At 56.3% G+C, this 18372-nt stretch carries 18 protein-coding genes, 1 tRNA gene and 1 pseudogene; 7 read left to right on the top strand and 13 right to left on the bottom strand.

Annotation, left to right across the window (positions count from 1 at the left end; all coding sequences use genetic code 11):
• Positions 1 to 32 precede the first annotated feature (32 nt).
• Positions 33 to 1529, top strand: coding sequence for a malonyl-CoA synthase (locus Q0903_RS04675; protein WP_299413272.1), 1497 nt, complete (start codon positions 33 to 35; stop codon positions 1527 to 1529).
• Positions 1526 to 2785, top strand: coding sequence for a glycerate kinase (locus Q0903_RS04670; RefSeq protein ID WP_299413270.1), 1260 nt, complete (start codon positions 1526 to 1528; stop codon positions 2783 to 2785). Before Q0903_RS04675 ends, Q0903_RS04670 begins: the two co-directional genes overlap by 4 nt.
• Positions 2786 to 2811: 26 nt before the next feature.
• Here the strand turns inward: Q0903_RS04670 and Q0903_RS04665 are convergent, their stop codons facing one another.
• The 6 genes and pseudogenes from Q0903_RS04665 to Q0903_RS04640 all read right to left on the bottom strand — a co-directional run bounded on the left by Q0903_RS04665 (position 2812) and on the right by Q0903_RS04640 (position 9623).
• Positions 2812 to 3078, bottom strand: coding sequence for a hypothetical protein (locus Q0903_RS04665; RefSeq protein WP_299413268.1), 267 nt, complete (start codon positions 3076 to 3078; stop codon positions 2812 to 2814).
• A 473-nt stretch (positions 3079 to 3551) separates the two neighbouring features.
• Positions 3552 to 5765, bottom strand: a complete 2214-nt coding sequence (locus tag Q0903_RS04660; protein WP_299413266.1) for a hypothetical protein — start codon at positions 5763 to 5765, stop codon at positions 3552 to 3554.
• Positions 5766 to 5970: 205 nt separating this feature from the next.
• A pseudogene (locus Q0903_RS04655) lies at positions 5971 to 7446 on the bottom strand (hypothetical protein); the annotation flags it as partial.
• Between the two features lie 12 nt (positions 7447 to 7458).
• Complete coding sequence (locus Q0903_RS04650) at positions 7459 to 8070, bottom strand: hypothetical protein (protein WP_299413262.1); 612 nt, start codon at positions 8068 to 8070, stop codon at positions 7459 to 7461.
• A 995-nt stretch (positions 8071 to 9065) separates the two neighbouring features.
• Positions 9066 to 9141 (bottom strand) — tRNA-Ala (locus Q0903_RS04645).
• A 152-nt stretch (positions 9142 to 9293) separates the two neighbouring features.
• Positions 9294 to 9623, bottom strand: coding sequence for a TIGR02300 family protein (locus tag Q0903_RS04640; RefSeq protein ID WP_299025745.1), 330 nt, complete (start codon positions 9621 to 9623; stop codon positions 9294 to 9296).
• A 128-nt stretch (positions 9624 to 9751) separates the two neighbouring features.
• On the opposite strand from Q0903_RS04640, the gene Q0903_RS04635 reads away from it, so the two are divergent.
• A complete protein-coding gene (locus Q0903_RS04635; RefSeq protein WP_299414476.1) occupies positions 9752 to 10438 on the top strand; it encodes a SprT family zinc-dependent metalloprotease in 687 nt (228 codons plus the stop codon).
• Here the strand turns inward: Q0903_RS04635 and Q0903_RS04630 are convergent.
• Genes Q0903_RS04630 through Q0903_RS04620 form a run of 3 tightly spaced genes read right to left on the bottom strand, consistent with a single transcriptional unit; the run spans position 10435 to position 11352 of the window.
• Positions 10435 to 10749, bottom strand: coding sequence for a multidrug efflux SMR transporter (locus tag Q0903_RS04630; RefSeq protein ID WP_299413260.1), 315 nt, complete (start codon positions 10747 to 10749; stop codon positions 10435 to 10437). The two genes, Q0903_RS04635 and Q0903_RS04630, sit on opposite strands and share 4 nt — an antisense overlap.
• A gap of 1 nt (position 10750) precedes the next feature.
• On the bottom strand, positions 10751 to 10960 hold the full coding sequence (locus Q0903_RS04625) for a helix-turn-helix transcriptional regulator (RefSeq protein ID WP_299025742.1): 210 nt from the start codon (positions 10958 to 10960) through the stop codon (positions 10751 to 10753).
• The gene (locus Q0903_RS04620; RefSeq protein WP_299413257.1) at positions 10957 to 11352 is read right to left on the bottom strand and encodes a hypothetical protein; all 396 of its coding nucleotides are present in this window, start codon (positions 11350 to 11352) and stop codon (positions 10957 to 10959) included. Before Q0903_RS04620 ends, Q0903_RS04625 begins: the two co-directional genes overlap by 4 nt.
• 128 nt (positions 11353 to 11480) lie before the next feature.
• On the opposite strand from Q0903_RS04620, the gene Q0903_RS04615 reads away from it, so the two are divergent.
• Positions 11481 to 12131 (top strand): GntR family transcriptional regulator, encoded by a 651-nt coding sequence (locus Q0903_RS04615; protein WP_299025738.1) that lies wholly within the window; start codon positions 11481 to 11483, stop codon positions 12129 to 12131.
• Positions 12132 to 12208: 77 nt separating this feature from the next.
• Here the strand turns inward: Q0903_RS04615 and Q0903_RS04610 are convergent, their stop codons facing one another.
• From Q0903_RS04610 to Q0903_RS04600, 3 genes are all read right to left on the bottom strand, one after another.
• Entirely contained in the window at positions 12209 to 12640 is a 432-nt protein-coding gene (locus Q0903_RS04610; RefSeq protein ID WP_299413255.1) for a hypothetical protein, read from the bottom strand.
• 47 nt (positions 12641 to 12687) lie between these two features.
• On the bottom strand, positions 12688 to 13650 hold the full coding sequence (locus tag Q0903_RS04605; RefSeq protein ID WP_299413252.1) for an acetyl-CoA carboxylase carboxyltransferase subunit alpha: 963 nt from the start codon (positions 13648 to 13650) through the stop codon (positions 12688 to 12690).
• Positions 13651 to 13712: 62 nt separating this feature from the next.
• Positions 13713 to 14306: a LysE family translocator gene (locus Q0903_RS04600; RefSeq protein WP_299413249.1), complete on the bottom strand. Its 594-nt coding sequence runs from the start codon at positions 14304 to 14306 to the stop codon at positions 13713 to 13715.
• 72 nt (positions 14307 to 14378) lie between these two features.
• On the opposite strand from Q0903_RS04600, the gene Q0903_RS04595 reads away from it, so the two are divergent.
• Positions 14379 to 14831 carry an Lrp/AsnC family transcriptional regulator gene (locus Q0903_RS04595; protein ID WP_299413247.1) on the top strand — a complete coding sequence of 151 codons (453 nt, stop codon included), beginning with the start codon at positions 14379 to 14381 and terminating at the stop codon, positions 14829 to 14831.
• Positions 14832 to 15107: 276 nt separating this feature from the next.
• Here the strand turns inward: Q0903_RS04595 and Q0903_RS04590 are convergent, their stop codons facing one another.
• Positions 15108 to 16064 (bottom strand): L-malyl-CoA/beta-methylmalyl-CoA lyase, encoded by a 957-nt coding sequence (locus Q0903_RS04590; RefSeq protein WP_299413242.1) that lies wholly within the window; start codon positions 16062 to 16064, stop codon positions 15108 to 15110.
• 246 nt (positions 16065 to 16310) lie between these two features.
• Between Q0903_RS04590 and dgcN the strand changes: the two genes are divergently transcribed.
• A complete protein-coding gene (gene dgcN / locus Q0903_RS04585) occupies positions 16311 to 17312 on the top strand; it encodes an N-acetyltransferase DgcN (protein WP_299413240.1) in 1002 nt (333 codons plus the stop codon).
• Positions 17313 to 17403: 91 nt separating this feature from the next.
• Entirely contained in the window at positions 17404 to 18369 is a 966-nt protein-coding gene (gene dgcA / locus Q0903_RS04580; protein ID WP_299413238.1) for an N-acetyl-D-Glu racemase DgcA, read from the top strand.
• The last annotated feature ends 3 nt before the right edge of the window (positions 18370 to 18372 follow it).

Raw genomic sequence — 18372 nt, 5'->3', positions numbered from 1 at the left:
AGAGTGCAAGGGTTAACGATAAAGGTCTTTTCATGAACAACCCGCTCTATGACACTATGTTCGCGCCGCACGCAGGCAAGGACACACCCTTTTTGTATCTGCCCGAGGGCGGGATTATCACCCACGGCGCCTTTGTCGAGCGTGCTGCACAGTTGGCGCATGCACTGGTATCGCTGAGCGTCCATTCGGGTGACCGCGTGGCAGTGCAGGTGGAAAAATGCGCTGATATGCTGGCCCTCTATGCCGCTTGTGCGCAGTTGGGTGCGATTTTTCTGCCGCTGAACACGGCCTATACGGCGGCAGAGCTGTCGTATTTCGTATCGGACAGTGGGGCAGCATTGCTGGTGGGTGATCCGGCGCGCAGCGATGAATTGCGCCCTGTGGCGGATGCGGCGGGGGCGGTCTTTGCCACGCTGGATGCAAAGGGTGGCAGCCTGAGCGATGTGGCCGATGCACAGGCAACATCGTTTGACACGATTGAGCGGCATGAGGATGATCTGGCAGCATTCCTCTATACCTCTGGCACCACGGGCCGCTCAAAAGGCGCGATGCTGAGTCAGAAGAATCTGATTTCCAATGCGCGCACGCTGACGGAGCTATGGCAGTTCACGGCGGATGATGTGCTGCTGCACGCGCTGCCGATTTTCCACACACATGGCCTGTTCGTGGCCAGCAACGTGATGCTGATGAGTGGCGGTGCGATGGTCTTCCTGCCCAAGTTGGACATTGATGCGCTGGTTGCATGGATGCCGCGCGCAACCAGTATGATGGGGGTGCCGACATTCTACACGCGCTTGTTGGACGATGCGCGGTTTGACCGTGACCTTGCTGCAAACATGCGGCTGTTCATTTCGGGCTCGGCCCCGCTGCTGGCGGATACCCATGTGGCATTCGAGGTGCGCACAGGCCACCGTATTCTGGAACGCTACGGCATGACGGAAACCAATATGAACACCTCCAACCCTTACGAGGGTGCGCGGCGTGCGGGCACGGTGGGATTGCCGCTGCCTGATGTTGAGCTGCGGATCGCGGATGCTGACGGGGTAGAGCTGCCGCACGGCGAGACGGGTGTGGTCGAAGTGCGTGGGGATAATGTGTTTCTGGGCTATTGGAACATGCCCGAAAAAACCGAAGAGGAAATGCGCGAGGACGGTTTCTTCATCACCGGTGATCTGGGGGTGCAGGATGCGGATGGGTACGTGACCATCGTCGGGCGCGGCAAGGACCTGATTATTTCCGGCGGCTACAACATCTATCCCAAAGAGCTGGAGTTGCTGATGGACGCGCAGGACGGTGTGTTGGAGAGTGCCGTGATAGGCGTGCCGCACGATGATCTGGGCGAGGTGCCGCTGGCGGTGCTGGTGCCGCAAGCGGGCACGCAGATTGATCTGGAAATGGTGAAGGAAAATGCCGCTACGGCGCTGGCGCGGTTCAAGCAGCCGCGTGAGTACCGCATTCTGGAGGCGTTGCCGCGCAATACCATGGGCAAGGTGCAAAAGGTCGCCTTGCGCGCGCAGTTCGGGGCATGATTGACCCTGACAAGCAGGCGTTTCTAACATCGCTGTTTGATGCGGCGGTACAGGCGGCAGATGCAAAAAAGGCGCTTGCGCCCTTTATGCCTGCGCGTCCCAAGGGGCGCACTGTGGTCATCGGAGCGGGTAAAGGTGCTGCACAATTGGCCGCTGCGTTCGAGGACCTGTGGGGCGAGCCTGTCGAGGGCGTGGTTGTCACGCGCTATGGTTATAGCTGTGCAACACGCCACATTCGCGTGCTGGAGGCCGCACACCCTGTGCCCGACGCCGCAGGTCTGGTGGCCACGCAAGCCTTGTTTGATGCGGTTGCAGACATGGGGCCTGATGATCTTGTGGTGGCGCTTATCTGTGGCGGTGGCTCTGCCTTGTTGCCCTGTCCGCCCGAAGGTCTGACGCTTGAGGATGAGCAGGCCATGAACGAGGCCCTGCTGGCCAGTGGTGCGCCGATTGGCGTGATGAACGCGATCCGCAAACATGCAAGCGGCATCAAGGGCGGCAGGCTGGCTGCTGCTGCGTATCCTGCACGGATGGTAAGCCTGATTGTATCGGATGTACCGGGGGATGATCCGGCGCAGGTGGCATCAGGCCCTACGGTGCCTGACGCGGTGACGCTGGCAGACGCACGTGCGATGATTGAGGCAAGGGGCATCGCATTGCCGCCGCGCGTTTTGGCGGCGCTGGACCCCGCGCCTGTGCCGGACGATCCCGTATTTGCACGCAGCGAAGTGCATGTCGTCGCTTCAGCCCGCCTGTCGCTGGAGGCAGCGGCGCAACAGGCGCAGGCGGCAGGCATCCCTGCCGTGATCTTGTCGGATGCTATAGAAGGGGAGGCCGAAGTGATCGGTCAGATGCACGCCGCCATTGCGCGCGAAGTGGTCGCGCAAGGCCGTCCGTTCACTGCGCCTGTTGTGATTTTGTCTGGTGGCGAGACAACTGTGACCCTGCGCCACAAAGATGGGCGCGGCGGGCGCAATACGGCGTTCTTGCTGGGTTTCGCACAGGCCATCGAGGGTGTGCAGGGCATTACTGCGTTGGCGGCAGATACCGATGGCATCGACGGATCAGAGGACAATGCAGGCGCTTTTGCTGACGCAGGCACAGTTGCCGCGATGCGCGCAGCGGGGGTGGACCCGATGGATGCGCAGCGCCGCAACGATGCATGGGGGGCGTTTGATGCGGTTGGGACGATTTTCAAACCCGGACCCACAGGCACAAATGTAAATGATTTCCGCGCAATCCTGATCGAAAATTAGGTCAGGGAACAACGCCGCTGCGCTGGCTAGTCCATATGGTGGAACAGGGCCGATGCCACAGGTACCAGCCCCGCGTCAGGGCCACGGCGGGCAAAGCGGTGACATTCGGCCACGGTAGCGGGGCGATAAACGGCTGTTTGGCGCGGTAATGTCCCTGTGGGCACAAGGGTGGTCAGCACACCGAGCGCGCGGTAATCGGCCACGCCCAGCCAATCGGCGGGAAACCATGCGTCAGGGCAGATCAGATCAACCTCCAGTAGGGTCGCGTTTTGCCAGCGCCGGAATGGGAACATGGACATTTCCCATGCGCAATAGGGTGCCTGAACCGAATGCTGAGATGGTCATTTTCGAATACATCAATGGCTTCTACAATCCACGACGCCGCCATTCAGCATTTGGCTGCAAAAGCTTCGTCGCTTTCGACCAGAAGGTGGCTAGAACGAACAATTGGGGCGGCACAAAAGCGGGGCAGGTCCAGTCTCCCATTTTTGAGCAAGGAGGCAGATCTTTCGGCCTTGGGCCCTTGGTCTCGCCAGTGCGGGCTCCAGACCTGAGCGGTGACCACGTATAAGCAGACGGCAGATTTACGCGGAGTTCGCTTGCACCGTTTCAAAGATCGGTTTGAAACCATTACCGAGAAAAGAAAGCGCTCTTACGTATCCCCATCCGGAACGGAAGGTTTCGCCTTTGGATGTCTTGTCAAACGGTGTCCGGTTTATGGCTACAGGCTGGACGGAAATCTGTGCCTAGAACACGGCAGCAATTCTCAATCCTCCGAGGGTTGCCCGTTTTCCAGCTCGCTGGGCTGCTGCAACAGCTGCGCAATTATTCTGGCCGCTGCTTCTGGGTTTTGCCGCACGAGGCTTTCGATAGATGGATCGGTACCCGTGGGTAATCCCCCCGCACCATCGTTCGAAGCTGGTGGTGAAACCGCTGTCTGTGTGACCTCGCTCGTTGACGGGAGAAATTTTGAAAAGGCGCTGATGATCACTTCCTCCATCCTGCCTTGCAGGTCGAAGCCCAACGCTTTCTGACATTCAGCCTGCCATACGTCTTCGGATTGCATGCCGATAGCGATAAGTGGTCCGATCGTGCCGATCGTCTCGCCCGTCTCCCGTACTGGGGTGTCATAGGAAATGCGGATCAACTCATAGGGATCGTCAGTACCGCTCATCATGTTTCGGATAAAGTCGGTTAGGTAGGTCGACATTTTAACTTTTGCATCAAATGCCTCTGTGCCACCTCCATCGACTAGCTGATCCGCAAACGCGGGCAGGGTAACTGCATATGCTTCCCGCAAGAATGGTGCGAACTCTGCCACTTTTGAACCAATCGGAATTTCTATTTGCACCCCTTGGGACTGGCCTACTCTGTTGACAAGCAGTCTTATGGTCTCGGCCAAATCATCTGGACCAAGCTGTTCTTCTGACGGCTGAATGTCGTTTTCTGTTAGCAATTCAATTGACCGTTTGATTTTGTCTACACTTCTTGGTTCGCTCGCTCCGAAACCATCTGCAATGGCCCCTGCAACAGTCATCAACCGACCAACTTCCCGGAGGGGTAGCTCGGCGTTTGGTTGTCCTACTCTATCCGCGGTGCTGCCCATCAAATTCACGAGGCAATCTACACCATCATTTACGACCATGGCTTCGAAAAAGTTCTGGCTGGAGCGAAGCGCTCCAAGAATGCCAATACCGTTCACAATCATTCGAAGGGCCGTCACCTCGTGCGCGCGATCTTTGATCCGTATAAGCTCTACACCAGCGTTGAAAAATGCGGAGCTGACATTCTGTGAAAGCCCTATGGGTTCGCGCAACAATCCGACAACCGTGTACCTTAGCGCCTTCAGAAGGAGATGATGTACCTCAAGATCGGGTACGGAAACCATGTGAAACCCGCTAAGCCGATTTGACCATAATTCTGCTGCGAATGGGACGTTGTCTTCGTCTGTTGTTTTTATACCGAACTGACCTGCAATCATGTCGATGTCTTCTGGTGCTTTGGTTGAGCGGGTATCGGCAAGCAAGGTCGAGGTTTTAATGAGATCGTTGCTCAGTTTGTTCCAGACCTCGGGGTAAAGTACCGAGTTGGCGCTGTTTTGTTTCATGCGGCCGATACCCGCTGCCAGATTATTCGCGCTGCTTTCAAGCACTCTATCCAGATTGGTACGGTCTGTTTCGCCAAGGCTCATGTTTGCGATCATGCGAAGAACTTCGTGATAATAAATCACTGTCCATGATTCATATTCCTGCCTCCGCGACATCCCCCTGATTGCAATGGAGCCAAGCGTGGCGAGACCAGTCAGGCTCTGGATCTCTCCGATCTCTAGGGGGCCAAAAGCAGAACCTTGCTGTTCGCTTATCAGTCCACTGCCCAACAACTGGCGCAGCGCCGGTACAATTTTGATAACGGCTTCGTTCAACTCTGGATTTCGGGCAACGGGTGCGAGCAAGGCAATCGCCGAATCCAGAACTTTTTCACTGGAAACCGAACTATCGCCACTGACGTTTCTGGCAATCATGGGTGCAAAATATTTGACCATAAGCGCTGCAACGCGTGATGTGTCACGGGCATTTTTTCGAAGAGCATCCGACAACAGGGCGATGCCATCATCGAAAGAGTAACTTAACGGGGATCGCTCCAGGCCCAGTTCTGTATCCGTGAAGGAAACCGCTTCAGGCATGGTGACTGGAATGGCTTCCATGGGTACAGACGAGGGGCGGTTTGTATCTGTGTTTGTGGAACCAGAAACCTCGATTTTGCCAAGTGTGTTTGAAACCGTACTGGCCGGTACCTGCCCTGATGTCATTGAACGGAAGCGCCCGATTTTTCTGAGATTGCCCCTGCTGAAGTCGTTTCTGTCAATCAGTTGGTAAAATAGCTCTTCAAGAATGAGTTGAGTTTTCTGGTCTAATACTAGGCTTGAGTTTCTTGGCAATCTCGGCGCTGAGTTAGTAGATAGATTTGTACGGTCGGGCACACGAAATTGTAAATCCTAGCCTATTACTTCGCGCCAAAACGTATCCATGAGGCGCCGAACCATTGGGTTCTCGGTGCTTAGGTCATCCTGCTTTGACTCGTTGCTAATCTGGTCATTGCTTCTGCTACTGTCTTTTTCGACAACATCTCGGAGGTTCTGAGTTTCTTCGAAGTTAGATGTGCTCGACTGGTTCTCATCTGCCATATCATTCCACCAAGTAGCTGTAAGCGTTAAGGACAATCTGGTCGAAACCGTTCAAAAGTACTGCATAGCGATTTTCGTCAAAGGCGGACGATTGTACAGTTTTTTCATTCATCCGCGCCATCGCCAATACAAACTCATCGTCTTGCATGAGGTGCTCTGTTGCGGCGATGACGGTGCGGATCGAAGGTGCATTCCATTCTGCCATGACGGCCTCAAATTTACTTGGTTCAATGGCAGTGCGCTTGCGCTGTGCTTCAAAGCTCAGCTCGTCTTCGATAGCGCCCAGTCTTGTGTCGGTTATAAAATCAGGCTTGGTGAACTTTGTGGAACAGGCGAACCGGTGCGCTGGTTTAATGCAAGATTGCTCTATGATGTACTGAAGCGTTGCTTTTACGCCGTCATCTTGTTGTTCGACAGATCCAAAAACAACACTTTTCACTGAAGGAAGGTCCATCACGATTTGAACGATGTCAAGATAGCTGAGCCGTGGCAAAAGAATTGGCGCGTCTGAAACGTATTTACTTTCAAATTGGCGCAGCAGTTGTCTGTCGACTGTGGGGGTTCTACGCTTTCGTTCGCCCCCCTTTTCCTCAGTCGTTTGTAGATCTGTTGAATCAGGGCCCTGTACCATCTGAATGTAACTCTGGTTCAGGCGCTCCCGGCGCATCAGTTCCCAGGTGTTCATTGCCTCCACCCAACTACCAGTGGTTTTGGAGCCGGTATCGTTGGTTTTTCCTGCGCCAGTTAACACTCCATCCCGCCGCAGTTTTATCAAAGCATCGAAATCATCAGATAGCCCGTTTAGAATGTCTTCACGGCTCCCGATGGCATGTTTTTCAAAGGGACTTTGACGTCCGCCGTTGCCGAGCACAAGATCGGCTTGGGCCGCCTCCATAGAAGATCCAAGGTCGGGTAGATCGACTGATAGAGGGTCGAAGACTTTGTAACGGAGTTGATTGGCTGTGTAGGGTAGTACGATTGCCAAATGGGGCAGGTTCAGGCCGCGCCGAAGAAGAGTGACATAGTTTTGCGCAACAAGGGGCGCGCAGCGGTCCACGTCATCAACAATCAGCACAAGAGACGCACCGTTTCTGCCGCCAGGCCCACGTTTCCACGTGCACCATGCGAGGTTTTCCAGAGTTCGTGTCCAGTTCAGGCTTGGCGGATTTGGTGTAAGCCCGCCCTCTACGCTTACTGTTGACACTTTGAGCTTTAAGCCCCCGAGTGATCGTACGGCGGATGAAATCGTTTTCGCAATGATGCGCCATGCGGGGACAGCCAACCAGCCATAGGGCCACATCACTCGCCTGTCGGCGATCAGATGCCGGACGATCGCATACTCCGGATCAGGCTCCATCTGGTTGCTCCACGCGTTGTAGTACGACACTACTAGATTGACTGGATGCATAGAAGCGGTCTGTCCGGAATCTACCCGTGGCAGGTTAGAAAGGCGCTCGAAATTTCTAACAATTGAAGTCTTGCCTGTCCCCTAGCTCGAATTGATACTCACAATTTTGCCTTCGTATGGCGTGCGCTCTAGCGTGTCATTCGCGGAGTCGTCGCCGCCGCCGCAGTTCTCGATGAGCTTGTTAATTGCAACCCATTGGCTGGGCAGGGGGCGCATTCCGCCTTCGAAACGTGTTGTCGAGCGCGGCGAGATCATCTGCGAACGTAACCCAATCATAAGGCGCGGCAGATAGACGACAGCAAGAACAGCAACTGCCATTTGTGTGATACGGTCTGCAGTCGCTTGCTTGGCCCAAAAGGCAGTTTCAGGGAACAACAGGCTCTGCGAAGCGACCAGAAGGCTTGCGCCTGCAATGATGGCAAAAGCCCAAATAAATACGCTTATTAATCCGAATGTGCGCCAGTATGCGAACGTAAGATACGCAACGAATAAAGCTGTCGCGGTTATCCAAAAATCAAAACTCAAGCTTTCGTACCAAGTGTACATGCATGTTCCCCAGGCAGCTTTTCCTTGACCAGCTTGGGCTACAACGCAGCGGGCAAAGTCTACATGGTGCGTGAATATGCCTTCGGAACCTGCTTCGGAAAAGGAAGTCAGAATGTTAAAAGCCGTTTCGGTAAAAACAAAAAACAAATCTATTGCCCTTAAAAGCCGGTACTGGGGTCTTGAGTAAGAGAAAGTTGGTGCACATAAAAGTCAAGAACCAAATCGTATTAGGGGCAATATCAATAGTTTGGCCTTTCCATATTTTAGAGATGCCATAGCATTCGGTATTCAAAACACTTGAAGCACTGATCTATTAAGTACTGTTCTCTGATGAATACGAGTTCAGACTTTGGTATACGAATTTTATGAAGAGCTTTTCTACTTAGCAATCAAGATGCCACCGTTTGGACCGAGCAGGTGATCCGCGTACATTACCTTTATAAAGAAGATGGGACGAGTGGGGGGGGGACAAGTCTTTGCTGTTCTAGGCCGGTTCTATTCAGACAAGGCAGATTTCAGATATGTTGGTGCTGCTGTAAAATTTGGATTTAAGGGTTCAGCTGCAACCACGTAGGCTCGCAGAGCTGTACAAGGCCTTGTCGCCATTCATGACCGTTCAAATCGAAGCTTAGATCATACCTATCACTTTTAATTGGTCATGGCCTTGAAGGTGAATTAATTTGAATTTTCGTGTTATCATTTCGAGAGGTGTGAAGCTATTTTCGTCAGTCTCATTTTGTCACGAATTCTTGTGTAGAGGGGCAACTCAGGTTTTCAGTAGGCTTTAACGCGGGTATAGGGGTAACCGCATCAGGGAGCCAAGAAAGCAGCGTTCTCCAATGAAAATGAGGAATGCCCTGAAACGGGGCGTATCTATTTTGCGGGCATCGGCAATCATTTCTCAGCAGCTTGGCCTAAAGCTCAAGATGAGATGGTGCTGGTTTCACCACTCCTGATCAAACTCCCAAATGTATGAGAAACGCATTTTGTGTGGCTTTGAAATTGTAGAGAATCTTGAATTGCTGATGACACGGTCCACCTGCATTCGTACGAATGACGTGTTTCCCGTTGAATAGATCTGAAGTCTGTAAGCGCAGGCAAGAGCGGCTGGCTGATGTCGTGCTGCGGCTCTGGGAATGGTTTGGTGGAGCATAGCGGGATCGAACCGCTGACCTCCTGCATGCCATGCAGGCGCTCTCCCAGCTGAGCTAATGCCCCAAATCACGCAAGCGTGGATTGGTGTCCCTTGGGGGACGGGTCGTGCAGCCCCTTGGGGCTGTGTGCATCGCCCCGTTAGGGCCGATGCGCTGTCTACTAGGCATAAGAAGCGGCGGGATCAAGCGAAAAACGCAATGCCCCGCCGACTGATATCAGCTGTCGTCTTCGGGTGATGCGACATCCGCGATTTCTTCGAGCGGAACCGTATCATCATCGTCTTCGTCATCGTCCAGCAGATCGTCGTCCAGATCTACATCTACATCGTCGTCATCTACCAGATCTTCGTCGTCCTTGACCTCGGCTGCTTTTGCTTTGGTCGTGGCCGCATCGGCCGCATCTGCGGCGATCATGCGTGATTTGGACTGGTCTACTTCTACCACTTCGCCCGTGTAGGGGCTGATGATCGGGTCTTTGTTCAAGTCGTAGAAACGCTTGCCCGTGGTGGGGCAGAGGCGCTTGGTTCCCCATTCTTCGTTGGGCATGTGCTTCCCCTTTTTGAGTGCTGCTGTTGTGTCTGGATGGTGTTGTCTTTAGTGATTCAGCGCAAATGCCATATGCAACGGGTGCTGTCCAGCCCAATGCCTATCTGTCCCAACGCCGCGAGCCCTGCATGTCTGACCCGCATCTCCCCGGAGAGCCGCCGATTCCCCTGATCTTGCGCCGTTCTGCGCAGGCCAAGCGGATATCGTTGCGCATAAGCCAATTGGACGGGCGTGTTACTTTAACCATGCCGAAACGTCTGGCCGAGCATGAGGCGTTGGAATTTGCCCGCAGCAAGGAAGGGTGGATTCGCAAGCATTTGTCCGCGCGCGGCGAGGATGTTGTGGTGGGCGAAGGAGCAGAGCTGCCGCTGGGCGGCAAGATGTACCGCGTGCAAGCTGGCACGGGGCGGCGGGTGCAGATCACGCCCGAAGGAATATTCGTGCCTGGCCCGTCCGCGCGCATGGGCGCACGGCTGGCGGCGCATTTGAAAGAAATCGCGCGCGACCGATTGGCGGGAGCCAGTGACGACTATGCCGCGCGATTGGGGCGCAGTTATACCCGATTGTCGCTGCGCGATACGCGCTCGCGCTGGGGGTCATGCACCTCGGACGGTGGGTTGATGTACTCATGGCGCCTGATTATGGCCCCGCCCGAGGTGTTGGATTATGTCGCGGCCCATGAGGTGGCGCATCTGGCGCAGATGAATCATTCGCCCTCGTTCTGGGCCGAGGTGACGCGCATCTATGGCGATTACGCTGCACCACGCAGATGGCTGCGCAGTCACGGCAGTACGCTGCACCGTTACAAGTTTTAAGCGAACTTCAGAGTGGCGATCCCGGCCGCGACCAGTGCGATGCCTGCGAGGCGCATGGTGGTTGCTTCTTCGCCGAACAAGACAATACCGACGAGGGCTGCACCGATCGCGCCAATGCCTACCCAGACCACATAGGCGGTGCCCAACGGCAAGTCCTTCATCGCCATGGCGAGTAACCAGAAGCTGATGAAGGCAGCCACACCTGTGAGAATGCTGGGGCCGGTCACGGTAAAGCCGTTGGAGGCCTTCATGGCGGAGGCCCAGACGACCTCGAAGAGGCCAGCGACAAACAAGAGAATCCATGCGTTCATGTCAGTTCCTTTCGGGAGGGAGTTCAAAGAGATCATGCACGCTGACGTTCAGCACGCGGGCCAGCGTTAGCGCGAGGGTGGTGGAGGGGGTAAACACGCTGTTTTCTACGGTGTTGATTGTCTTGCGCGATACACCTGCGGCTGTGGCCAGCTCCGCTTGGGTCATGCCGGCAGCTTTTCTATAGCGGGCAAGATGGACGATCAGGTTCATCTGCTGCCTCGGAAATCCAGCAATGCGTGGGTGAGAAGAAATACAGCAGATGCGCCCGTGAGGGTAATGGCGAGTTGGAGTGTGCCGCCTGTACTGGTGAGCCAGAGGGTGGTGCCGATTACGATCGCAGCCCAGAAGCCGGTACTGGCGGCAGTGCGACGGTCGGTGTGGTAGCTTTCGTCCAACGCGGCGTTTGTGTTTTGCGGGCCTACAATCAGGGCAGCGAGAGCAAATGCAATGGCTGCGATGATCCCCGCGCCGAGGGGGAGAAAATGCGGCAGGTTCTGGGAGGGGATACCCCAGAGTGCGGCCAGAGCGTAGCCGCCGCACATCAGCCCAGCGAGTGCAAAGGCGATCATGCGCACTGTGGCTATTGTGTCAGGTGTGATCATTGGCTGTCCTTCCGGGTTTAGTAACCCTTAGGTGACATATCCGTCGGGAAAAGTTACGTCAAGGTTACATATTGAATGCGACGGGATCCGAAGCTTGACCATCAAACTGTTTGTGATCACAAAAGACTATGAATTTAAATCCCCGTCCCGTTGACCCCGCCCCATTGGCCCATGACCGTGTTTACCGCCGGTTACGGACCCGAATTATGCACGGTGACATCGCGCCGGGTCAGGCGTTGACGCTGCGCGGGATTGGCAAGGAGTACGGTGTGTCCATGACGCCCGCGCGGGAGGCCGTGCGCCGCTTGGCTGCCGAAGGCGCGCTGAGCATGTCAAACTCGGGACGGATCGCGACACCCGCGCTGAGCAATGAGCGGATCGAGGAGTTGGCGGCCCTGCGGGCCTTGATCGAGGTGGAGCTGGCCAGCCGCGCTTTGCCACGCGCGCATCTGGCGCTGATCGAGCGGTTGCAGAACATCAATGCCAAAGTGGCCGAGGCTGTCGCGCATCGCGATGCCGTGACCTATATCCAGACGAATCTGGAGTTTCACCGAACCCTCTATTTGCGCGCCCAAGCGCCAGCGATGTTGGCCATGGCCGAGACTGTCTGGTTGCAGATGGGGCCGACAATGCGGGCGCTTTATGGTCGATTGCGCCGTACCGAGCCGCCGCAATTCCACCGCCTGATTATTGCGGCATTGCGGGCGGGGGACGAGCCGGGATTGCGGTTGGCAGTCCGTTCGGACGTAACGCAGGGGCTGCGTATGTTGGCCAGCTGAGCGGGATTTGCAGCTGGTGGCGTCCGTAGTTGGGGCGGGATTGAGTTTATTGGAAAAATAAAGAAGCGCGGTGTGCGTCAGGCCGAGGGTGTGACCATGGTCTGATGTAGGAAATCTGTCTGGGCTGTTGTGTCCGGGACGGGTTGGCCGCGCATCTTGCTGACGTGGGCGAGGGCGGTATGGCTGCTGTAGCCGAAGTGACCCAGCACTGTGCAGGCAAGCAGGCCCGAGCGACCAATGCTGGCATAGCAATGAACCGCAATATGAGCGCCGCCTCTAAGGCGCTCTGCGATGTTGTTCGCAAATGCAGCGAATGGCGCAGGGTCGGGCAGATGCATGTCGCGGATGGGATGGGTGAGATAGGTGAGGCCGAGGGAAGCGCAGGCGTTGGCCTGTTTGGCGAGGCCAATTTCGGCCGCCTCGGCGGGTTCGAGCATTGATACAACTATGTCTATGCCGCTTGCCGGAAGCAAAGCGATATCATCGGGCAGGACTTGCGGCCGCGTCATGATTGTCAGCGCGCCCGGCAGGTTTTGTGCGATAGGGTAGAGAGTGATCAGGCTGCCAGCCCTCTGTCGCCCATGTCGAGGTATTTCTCGCGGCGGTGTTTGATCAGCTCTCGGGGGGTCTTGCCTTCGAGCGAAGTCAGCATTTCTGAGATGGCCTCGGCCACGGCACCAATCGCTGCTTGGGGGTTGCGGTGCGCGCCGCCTTTTGGCTCGGGTATGATGCGGTCGTTCACGCCCAGTTGTTTTAGGTCTTGGGCTGTCAGGCGCAGCGCCTCGGCAGCTTCGCGCATTTTCTCGGCGTCTTTCCAAAGGATCGACGCACAGCCTTCGGGCGAGATGACGGAATAGACAGAGTGTTCCAGCATCGCCACGCGGTTGGCGGTGGCAAAAGCCACTGCGCCGCCAGAGCCGCCCTCGCCAATGATGACGCTGACAAGCGGCACGCCGATTTCCAGGCATTTTTGTGTAGCGCGGGCGATTGCCTCGGACTGGCCGCGTTCTTCGGCGCCTTTGCCGGGGTAGGCGCCTGGCGTGTCGACCAGTGTGATGACCGGCAAGCCGAAACGGTGGGCCATCTCCATCAGGCGCACAGCCTTGCGGTAGCCTTCGGGGCGGGCCATGCCGAAATTACGCTCGATCCGCGATTTGGTATCGTTGCCTTTTTCATGGCCGATTACCATGACAGGCGTGTCGTTGAACCGTGCAAGTCCGCCCATGACGGCGTGATCGTCCGCGAAATTACGGTCGCCCGCGAGGGGGGTATATTCGGTGAACAGCGCCTCGATGTAGTCGCGGCAATGGGGGCGGTCGGGATGGCGGGCCACCTGACATTTGCGCCAAGGGGTTAGGTTTTTATATAGATCATCCAGCATTTTGACTGCTTTGGCATCGAGGGCAGAGGCCTCTTGGCTGACGTCGGTGTCAGGGTCGCGCCGTGCCATCGCACGCAGCTCTTCGGCCTTTCCCTCAATCTCGGCGAGAGGTTTTTCGAAATCCATATATTGGGTCATGACGCGCTCCGTACTGGTACAATGCCTTATATGGCTATGATTCAGGGGCGATGCAACGGCGGTTAGAGACCCAGAACCGGGTAGAGCGAGGCAATCAGCAGGGCGGCCATGGTCCAGTTATAGGCACGCAGGCGGCGCGGGTTGGTAAGGAACCGCTGCATTTGCTGTCCTGCAATCGTCCAGATGGAGACCGAGGGCAGGTTGACGAAGGCGAACATGAATGCTGCCACGGCCAGCCAGACCATCGCGGCATCGCCCACGTAGACGGTGATGGCGGTGAGGGCCATGGCCCATGCTTTTGGGTTGACCCATTGGAAGGCGGCGGCCTGAAGAAAGGTCATGGGTGCGCCTGCCTGTGCGGTTTTGGTGATGGCAGCGGCGTTCGCGATTTTCCATGCGAGCCAGAGCATATAGATCACGCTGGCAATTTTCAGCACGTCATAGATTATCGGAAAGCGGTCAAATATCTGCACCAACCCGGCGCCTACGGCGAACATCATAATCATGAAGCCGATGGAGATGCCCAACATATGCGGGATGGAGCGGCGAAAGCCGAAGTTGGCCCCCGAGGCCATAAGCATCAGGTTGTTCGGCCCCGGTGTGGCGGAGCTGACGAAGGCAAAGACCGCCAGTGCGGTAAGTGTTTCAATATTCATGGCGCAATGATTGATTGAAACCTCGTGCATGAAATTGCAAAAGTGGCTAAATTTTTGGAAAGATGACAACAAATGGCTGATATGGACGACAAATCCGAACATATATTGCGTGTCTTGGAGCGTGATGGGCGGATCAGCAATTTGGAACTGGCCGAGCGTGTCGGCCTGTCGCCCTCGGCCTGCTTGCGCCGTGTGCAGGAGCTGGAGCGGCGTGGCGTGATCAAGGGCTATCGCGCGGTGTTGGACCGTGCCGCCATGGGGGCAGGGTTTGTTGCCTACATCGGTGTGGGACTAAGCAACCATACCAAGGCCAGCCAGGAGGCGTTCGAGCGGGCGGTGGCGCGGGCGCCCGAAGTCCGTGAGTGTCATAACATCACCGGAACGATTGAATATCTGTTACGGATCGAATGTGCTGATCTGACTGACTATAAACGTTTCCACACCGATCATCTGGGGGCATTGCCACAGGTTGCTACGATCACGTCTTATGTTGTGATGGGGTCGCCGAAAGACGAACGTGCCTGATTCTGGAAACAGTCTGTTTTCACACCGATGCTTGCACGTCCTGCGTGTGCCGCGCAGATTGTGGCCAGAATGTGTTTGAATGGTGGCAATTTATGTCTTTGGTTAACTATTTGCTGATTGGTCTGTTGGGGATGATATTGGGTATCTCGCTGTATATGACCAAACATGATTTTTCGCGCAGCGGGGCGTTGCAGACCAAAAGTCCAATCATATTGACCTAAACGCAAAACGGCCCGCAGAGTGCGGGCCGATTGTAGTTTCTAGGTCAGAACGCGTTTAGCCGTTGATCATTTCCGATTGGCGCACGATGACTTCGGCCTGTTTGATGGACGCGATATCCACAAGACGGCCCTTGTAGACGGTAGCACCTTCGCCGTTTGCCTTTGCAGTTTCCATAGCTGCGAGGATTTCGCGGGCTTCTGCCACTGCTTCGTCCGACGGGGTGAAAACCTCGTTGCTGATTGCGATTTGTTTGGGGTGGATCGCCCATTTCCCGACCATGCCGAGGGTTGCAGAACGGCGCGCCTGCGCGCGGCAGCCTTCTTCGTCCGAGAAATCACCGAACGGTCCGTCCACAGGCAAAATGCCATGGGTGCGGCATGCGGCAACGATTGCGGTTTGTGCCCAATGCCATGGGTCGGACCAGTATTTATTGCCTTCATGCAGCATATAGTAATTTTCTTGCGTGCCGCCGATGCCGGTGGTTTGCATCCCCATGGAGGCTGCAAAATCGGCTGCACCGAGGCTCATTGCCTCCAAGCGGGGGGAGGACGCGGCGATTTCTTCTACATGGGCGATACCAGCAGCGGATTCGATGATCACTTCGAGTGCGATGCGTTTTGTACGGCCTTTTGCGGCCTCTACGGCCGTGACGAGCGCATCGACGGCGTAGACATCTGCTGCGCAACCGACTTTCGGGATCATAATTTGATCGAGGCGTTCGGATGCCTGCTCGAGCAGGTCAACAACATCGCGGTACCAGTAGGGCGTGTCGAGGCTGTTGATGCGCACGGACAGGGTTTTGTTGCCCCAATCAACGGTGTTGATTGCTTCGATCACATTGGCGCGGGCGATGTCTTTGTCGGTCGGGGCGACGCTGTCTTCGAGGTCGAGATTGATGACATCAGCGGCAGAGGCGGCCATTTTGGCAAACAGCTTGGTATTGGAGCCCGGGCCGAACAGCTGGCAGCGGTTGGGGCGGGCTGGGGGAGTGGGTTGGAGGCGAAAGCTCATGACTGCTGATCCTTATGGGACATAAAATGTCGTATAATTGCCCGATGGGGTTATAAAATTGCGCCTTTGGCTGCAAGGGTATTTTGCACACGCAGCAATTTGAAGCGTTGCACGATTTGTGCGTAGATAAGGCCAGATGTCGGAGATTTATGCGCCCAGATGGTGATATGCGGCAAATGTGCAATTGAATTGCGATGAATTTGCGGCAATCTGCGCGAAATTCATCCTCAAATGGAGATTCGGACCATGATCCAGACACCCTACCTGCTGTTTTTGGGCGATGCGCCTGACCAATTGGCTGCCAAAGTGGCCCAAGGGATCAAGGACTGGCGCCCGGAAAATGCTGTGGGGCAGCTGCGCATGGAAGGGTGCAAGGCCGACGTGGGATTGCAGGACATGACACTTGCCCATGCAAAGGCGGCAGGGGCCAAGACGCTGGTTATTGGTGTAGCCAACCGCGGCGGCTATATCTCGGCTGCTTGGAAAGAGGTGCTGATCGCGGCGCTGGCGATGGGATATGATCTGGCCTCGGGGTTGCACAACTTGCTGAATGAAGAAGAAGATCTGGTGGCAGCGGCGGCAGAACATGGCCGCACCTTGCATGATGTGCGGATTCCAACGGTCGAGTATCCGATTGCGAGTGGCGTCAAGCGGACGGGCAAGCGGGTACTGGCGGTCGGGACCGATTGTTCGGTCGGAAAGATGTATACGGCGCTGGCGCTGGATGCCGCAATGCGCGCGCGGGGAATGAAAAGCACCTTCCGTGCAACGGGCCAGACGGGGATTTTGATCACCGGCGACGGTGTGCCGCTGGACGCGGTTGTAGCCGATTTCATGGCGGGGTCGATCGAGTATCTGACGCCTGACAATGATGCGGATCACTGGGATGTGATCGAGGGGCAGGGCAGCCTGTTCCACGTCAGCTATTCAGGTGTGACGCTGGCGTTGATCCATGGGGGCCAGCCTGATGCCCTGATCGTCTGCCATGAGCCGACGCGCCCGCACATGCGCGGTTTGCCTGATTATAAAGTGCCGGAGATGTCGGCGATCCGTGATGTGGCGTTGACCCTTGCGCGGGTTGCCAACCCCGCCTGTCAGGTCGTTGGTTTTGCCGTGAACACCCAGCATATGTCCGACGCCGAGGCGAAGGCCTATCTGGAGGGTGTCGAGGCCGCGATGGGCTTGCCTGCAGTTGATCCGTTCCGCTTTGGGGCCGAGCGTCTGGCCGAGGCGTTGGAAGCGATTTGAACCCTTGCACCTGTAGTGGTTACGGGATTGAGTTTAAGGGAAAAATAAAGAAGCCGTCTGGTGAGGGCGTGCTTTGATTTGAGGGGACGGTATGCAGATTGAAGTGACGGCAGACGTGTTTCGCCTGGCGCAGGTTTTCACGATCTCGCGCGGGTCGCGGACCGAGGCACGGGTGCTGACTGTCCGGATCTCCGATGGCGGTCATACGGGCATGGGCGAATGTGTGCCCTATGCGCGCTACGGCGAGACGCTGGAGAGTGTGACTGCGCAGATTGAGGGGTTGTCCGGTGTGCTGACGCGGGATGCCTTGTACGATCTGTTGCCTGCGGGGGCTGCGCGCAATGCGGTGGATTGTGCGTTGTGGGATCTGGAGGCAAAGTGCCGTGGAAAAGCGGTGTGGGAGCTTGCAGGGCTTGCACCTTTGAAGCCCGAGATCACGGCTTATACTTTGTCGCTGGATATGCCCGAAAAGATGCGTGCGCAGGCGGCGGAAAACGCGTTTCGGCCCCTTCTCAAGATTAAACTGGGCACGCCTGATGACATGCCACGGCTTGAGGCGGTGCGTGCGGGCGCGCCTGACAGCACGATCATTGTGGATGCAAACGAAGGCTGGTCGGCGCAGGTTTATGCCGATCTTGCGCCGCATCTGGTGCGTCTTGGCGTAGCTTTGGTGGAGCAGCCTTTGCCCGCGGGAGAGGATGATGCGTTGATCGGGATGCAGCGCCCTGTGCCTGTCTGTGCGGACGAGAGCTGCCATGACCGTGGCAGTTTGCCCTCTTTGAAGGGCAAGTATGATATGGTGAACATCAAGCTGGATAAAACGGGCGGATTGACCGAGGCGTTGGCGCTGCGCGACGCGGCGCTGGCTGAGGGCTATGACGTGATGGTGGGCTGTATGGTCGGTTCGTCGCTGGCGATGGCGCCTGCGATGTTGGTGGCCCAAGGGGCCAGAATTGTCGATCTTGACGGGCCGCTGTTGTTGGCCGAAGACCGCGCTGCGGCGATGAAATTTGATACGGCTGGTGTGCATCCACCCAGCCCAGAGCTTTGGGGATAAGAC

Source organism: uncultured Sulfitobacter sp. (genome assembly GCF_947502895.1).
Lineage (GTDB): Bacteria > Pseudomonadota > Alphaproteobacteria > Rhodobacterales > Rhodobacteraceae > Sulfitobacter.
The sequence above is the reverse complement of the archived record's forward strand: the minus strand, read 5'-3'. Positions and strand labels throughout refer to the sequence as shown.

Coding starts and splice junctions, on each gene's coding strand:
- Q0903_RS04610 (WP_299413255.1), bottom strand. CDS start 12,640: ATGACGCGGCCGCAAGTCCTGCCCGATGATATCGCTTTGCTTCCGGCA.
- Q0903_RS04615 (WP_299025738.1), top strand. CDS start 11,481: ATGAATTTAAATCCCCGTCCCGTTGACCCCGCCCCATTGGCCCATGAC.
- Q0903_RS04605 (WP_299413252.1), bottom strand. CDS start 13,650: ATGACCCAATATATGGATTTCGAAAAACCTCTCGCCGAGATTGAGGGA.
- Q0903_RS04665 (WP_299413268.1), bottom strand. CDS start 3,078: ATGTTCCCATTCCGGCGCTGGCAAAACGCGACCCTACTGGAGGTTGAT.
- Q0903_RS04675 (WP_299413272.1), top strand. CDS start 33: ATGAACAACCCGCTCTATGACACTATGTTCGCGCCGCACGCAGGCAAG.
- Q0903_RS04635 (WP_299414476.1), top strand. CDS start 9,752: ATGTCTGACCCGCATCTCCCCGGAGAGCCGCCGATTCCCCTGATCTTG.
- dgcA (WP_299413238.1), top strand. CDS start 17,404: ATGCAGATTGAAGTGACGGCAGACGTGTTTCGCCTGGCGCAGGTTTTC.
- dgcN (WP_299413240.1), top strand. CDS start 16,311: ATGATCCAGACACCCTACCTGCTGTTTTTGGGCGATGCGCCTGACCAA.
- Q0903_RS04670 (WP_299413270.1), top strand. CDS start 1,526: ATGATTGACCCTGACAAGCAGGCGTTTCTAACATCGCTGTTTGATGCG.
- Q0903_RS04630 (WP_299413260.1), bottom strand. CDS start 10,749: ATGAACGCATGGATTCTCTTGTTTGTCGCTGGCCTCTTCGAGGTCGTC.
- Q0903_RS04625 (WP_299025742.1), bottom strand. CDS start 10,960: ATGAACCTGATCGTCCATCTTGCCCGCTATAGAAAAGCTGCCGGCATG.
- Q0903_RS04595 (WP_299413247.1), top strand. CDS start 14,379: ATGGCTGATATGGACGACAAATCCGAACATATATTGCGTGTCTTGGAG.
- Q0903_RS04640 (WP_299025745.1), bottom strand. CDS start 9,623: ATGCCCAACGAAGAATGGGGAACCAAGCGCCTCTGCCCCACCACGGGC.
- Q0903_RS04590 (WP_299413242.1), bottom strand. CDS start 16,064: ATGAGCTTTCGCCTCCAACCCACTCCCCCAGCCCGCCCCAACCGCTGC.
- Q0903_RS04600 (WP_299413249.1), bottom strand. CDS start 14,306: ATGAATATTGAAACACTTACCGCACTGGCGGTCTTTGCCTTCGTCAGC.
- Q0903_RS04620 (WP_299413257.1), bottom strand. CDS start 11,352: ATGATCACACCTGACACAATAGCCACAGTGCGCATGATCGCCTTTGCA.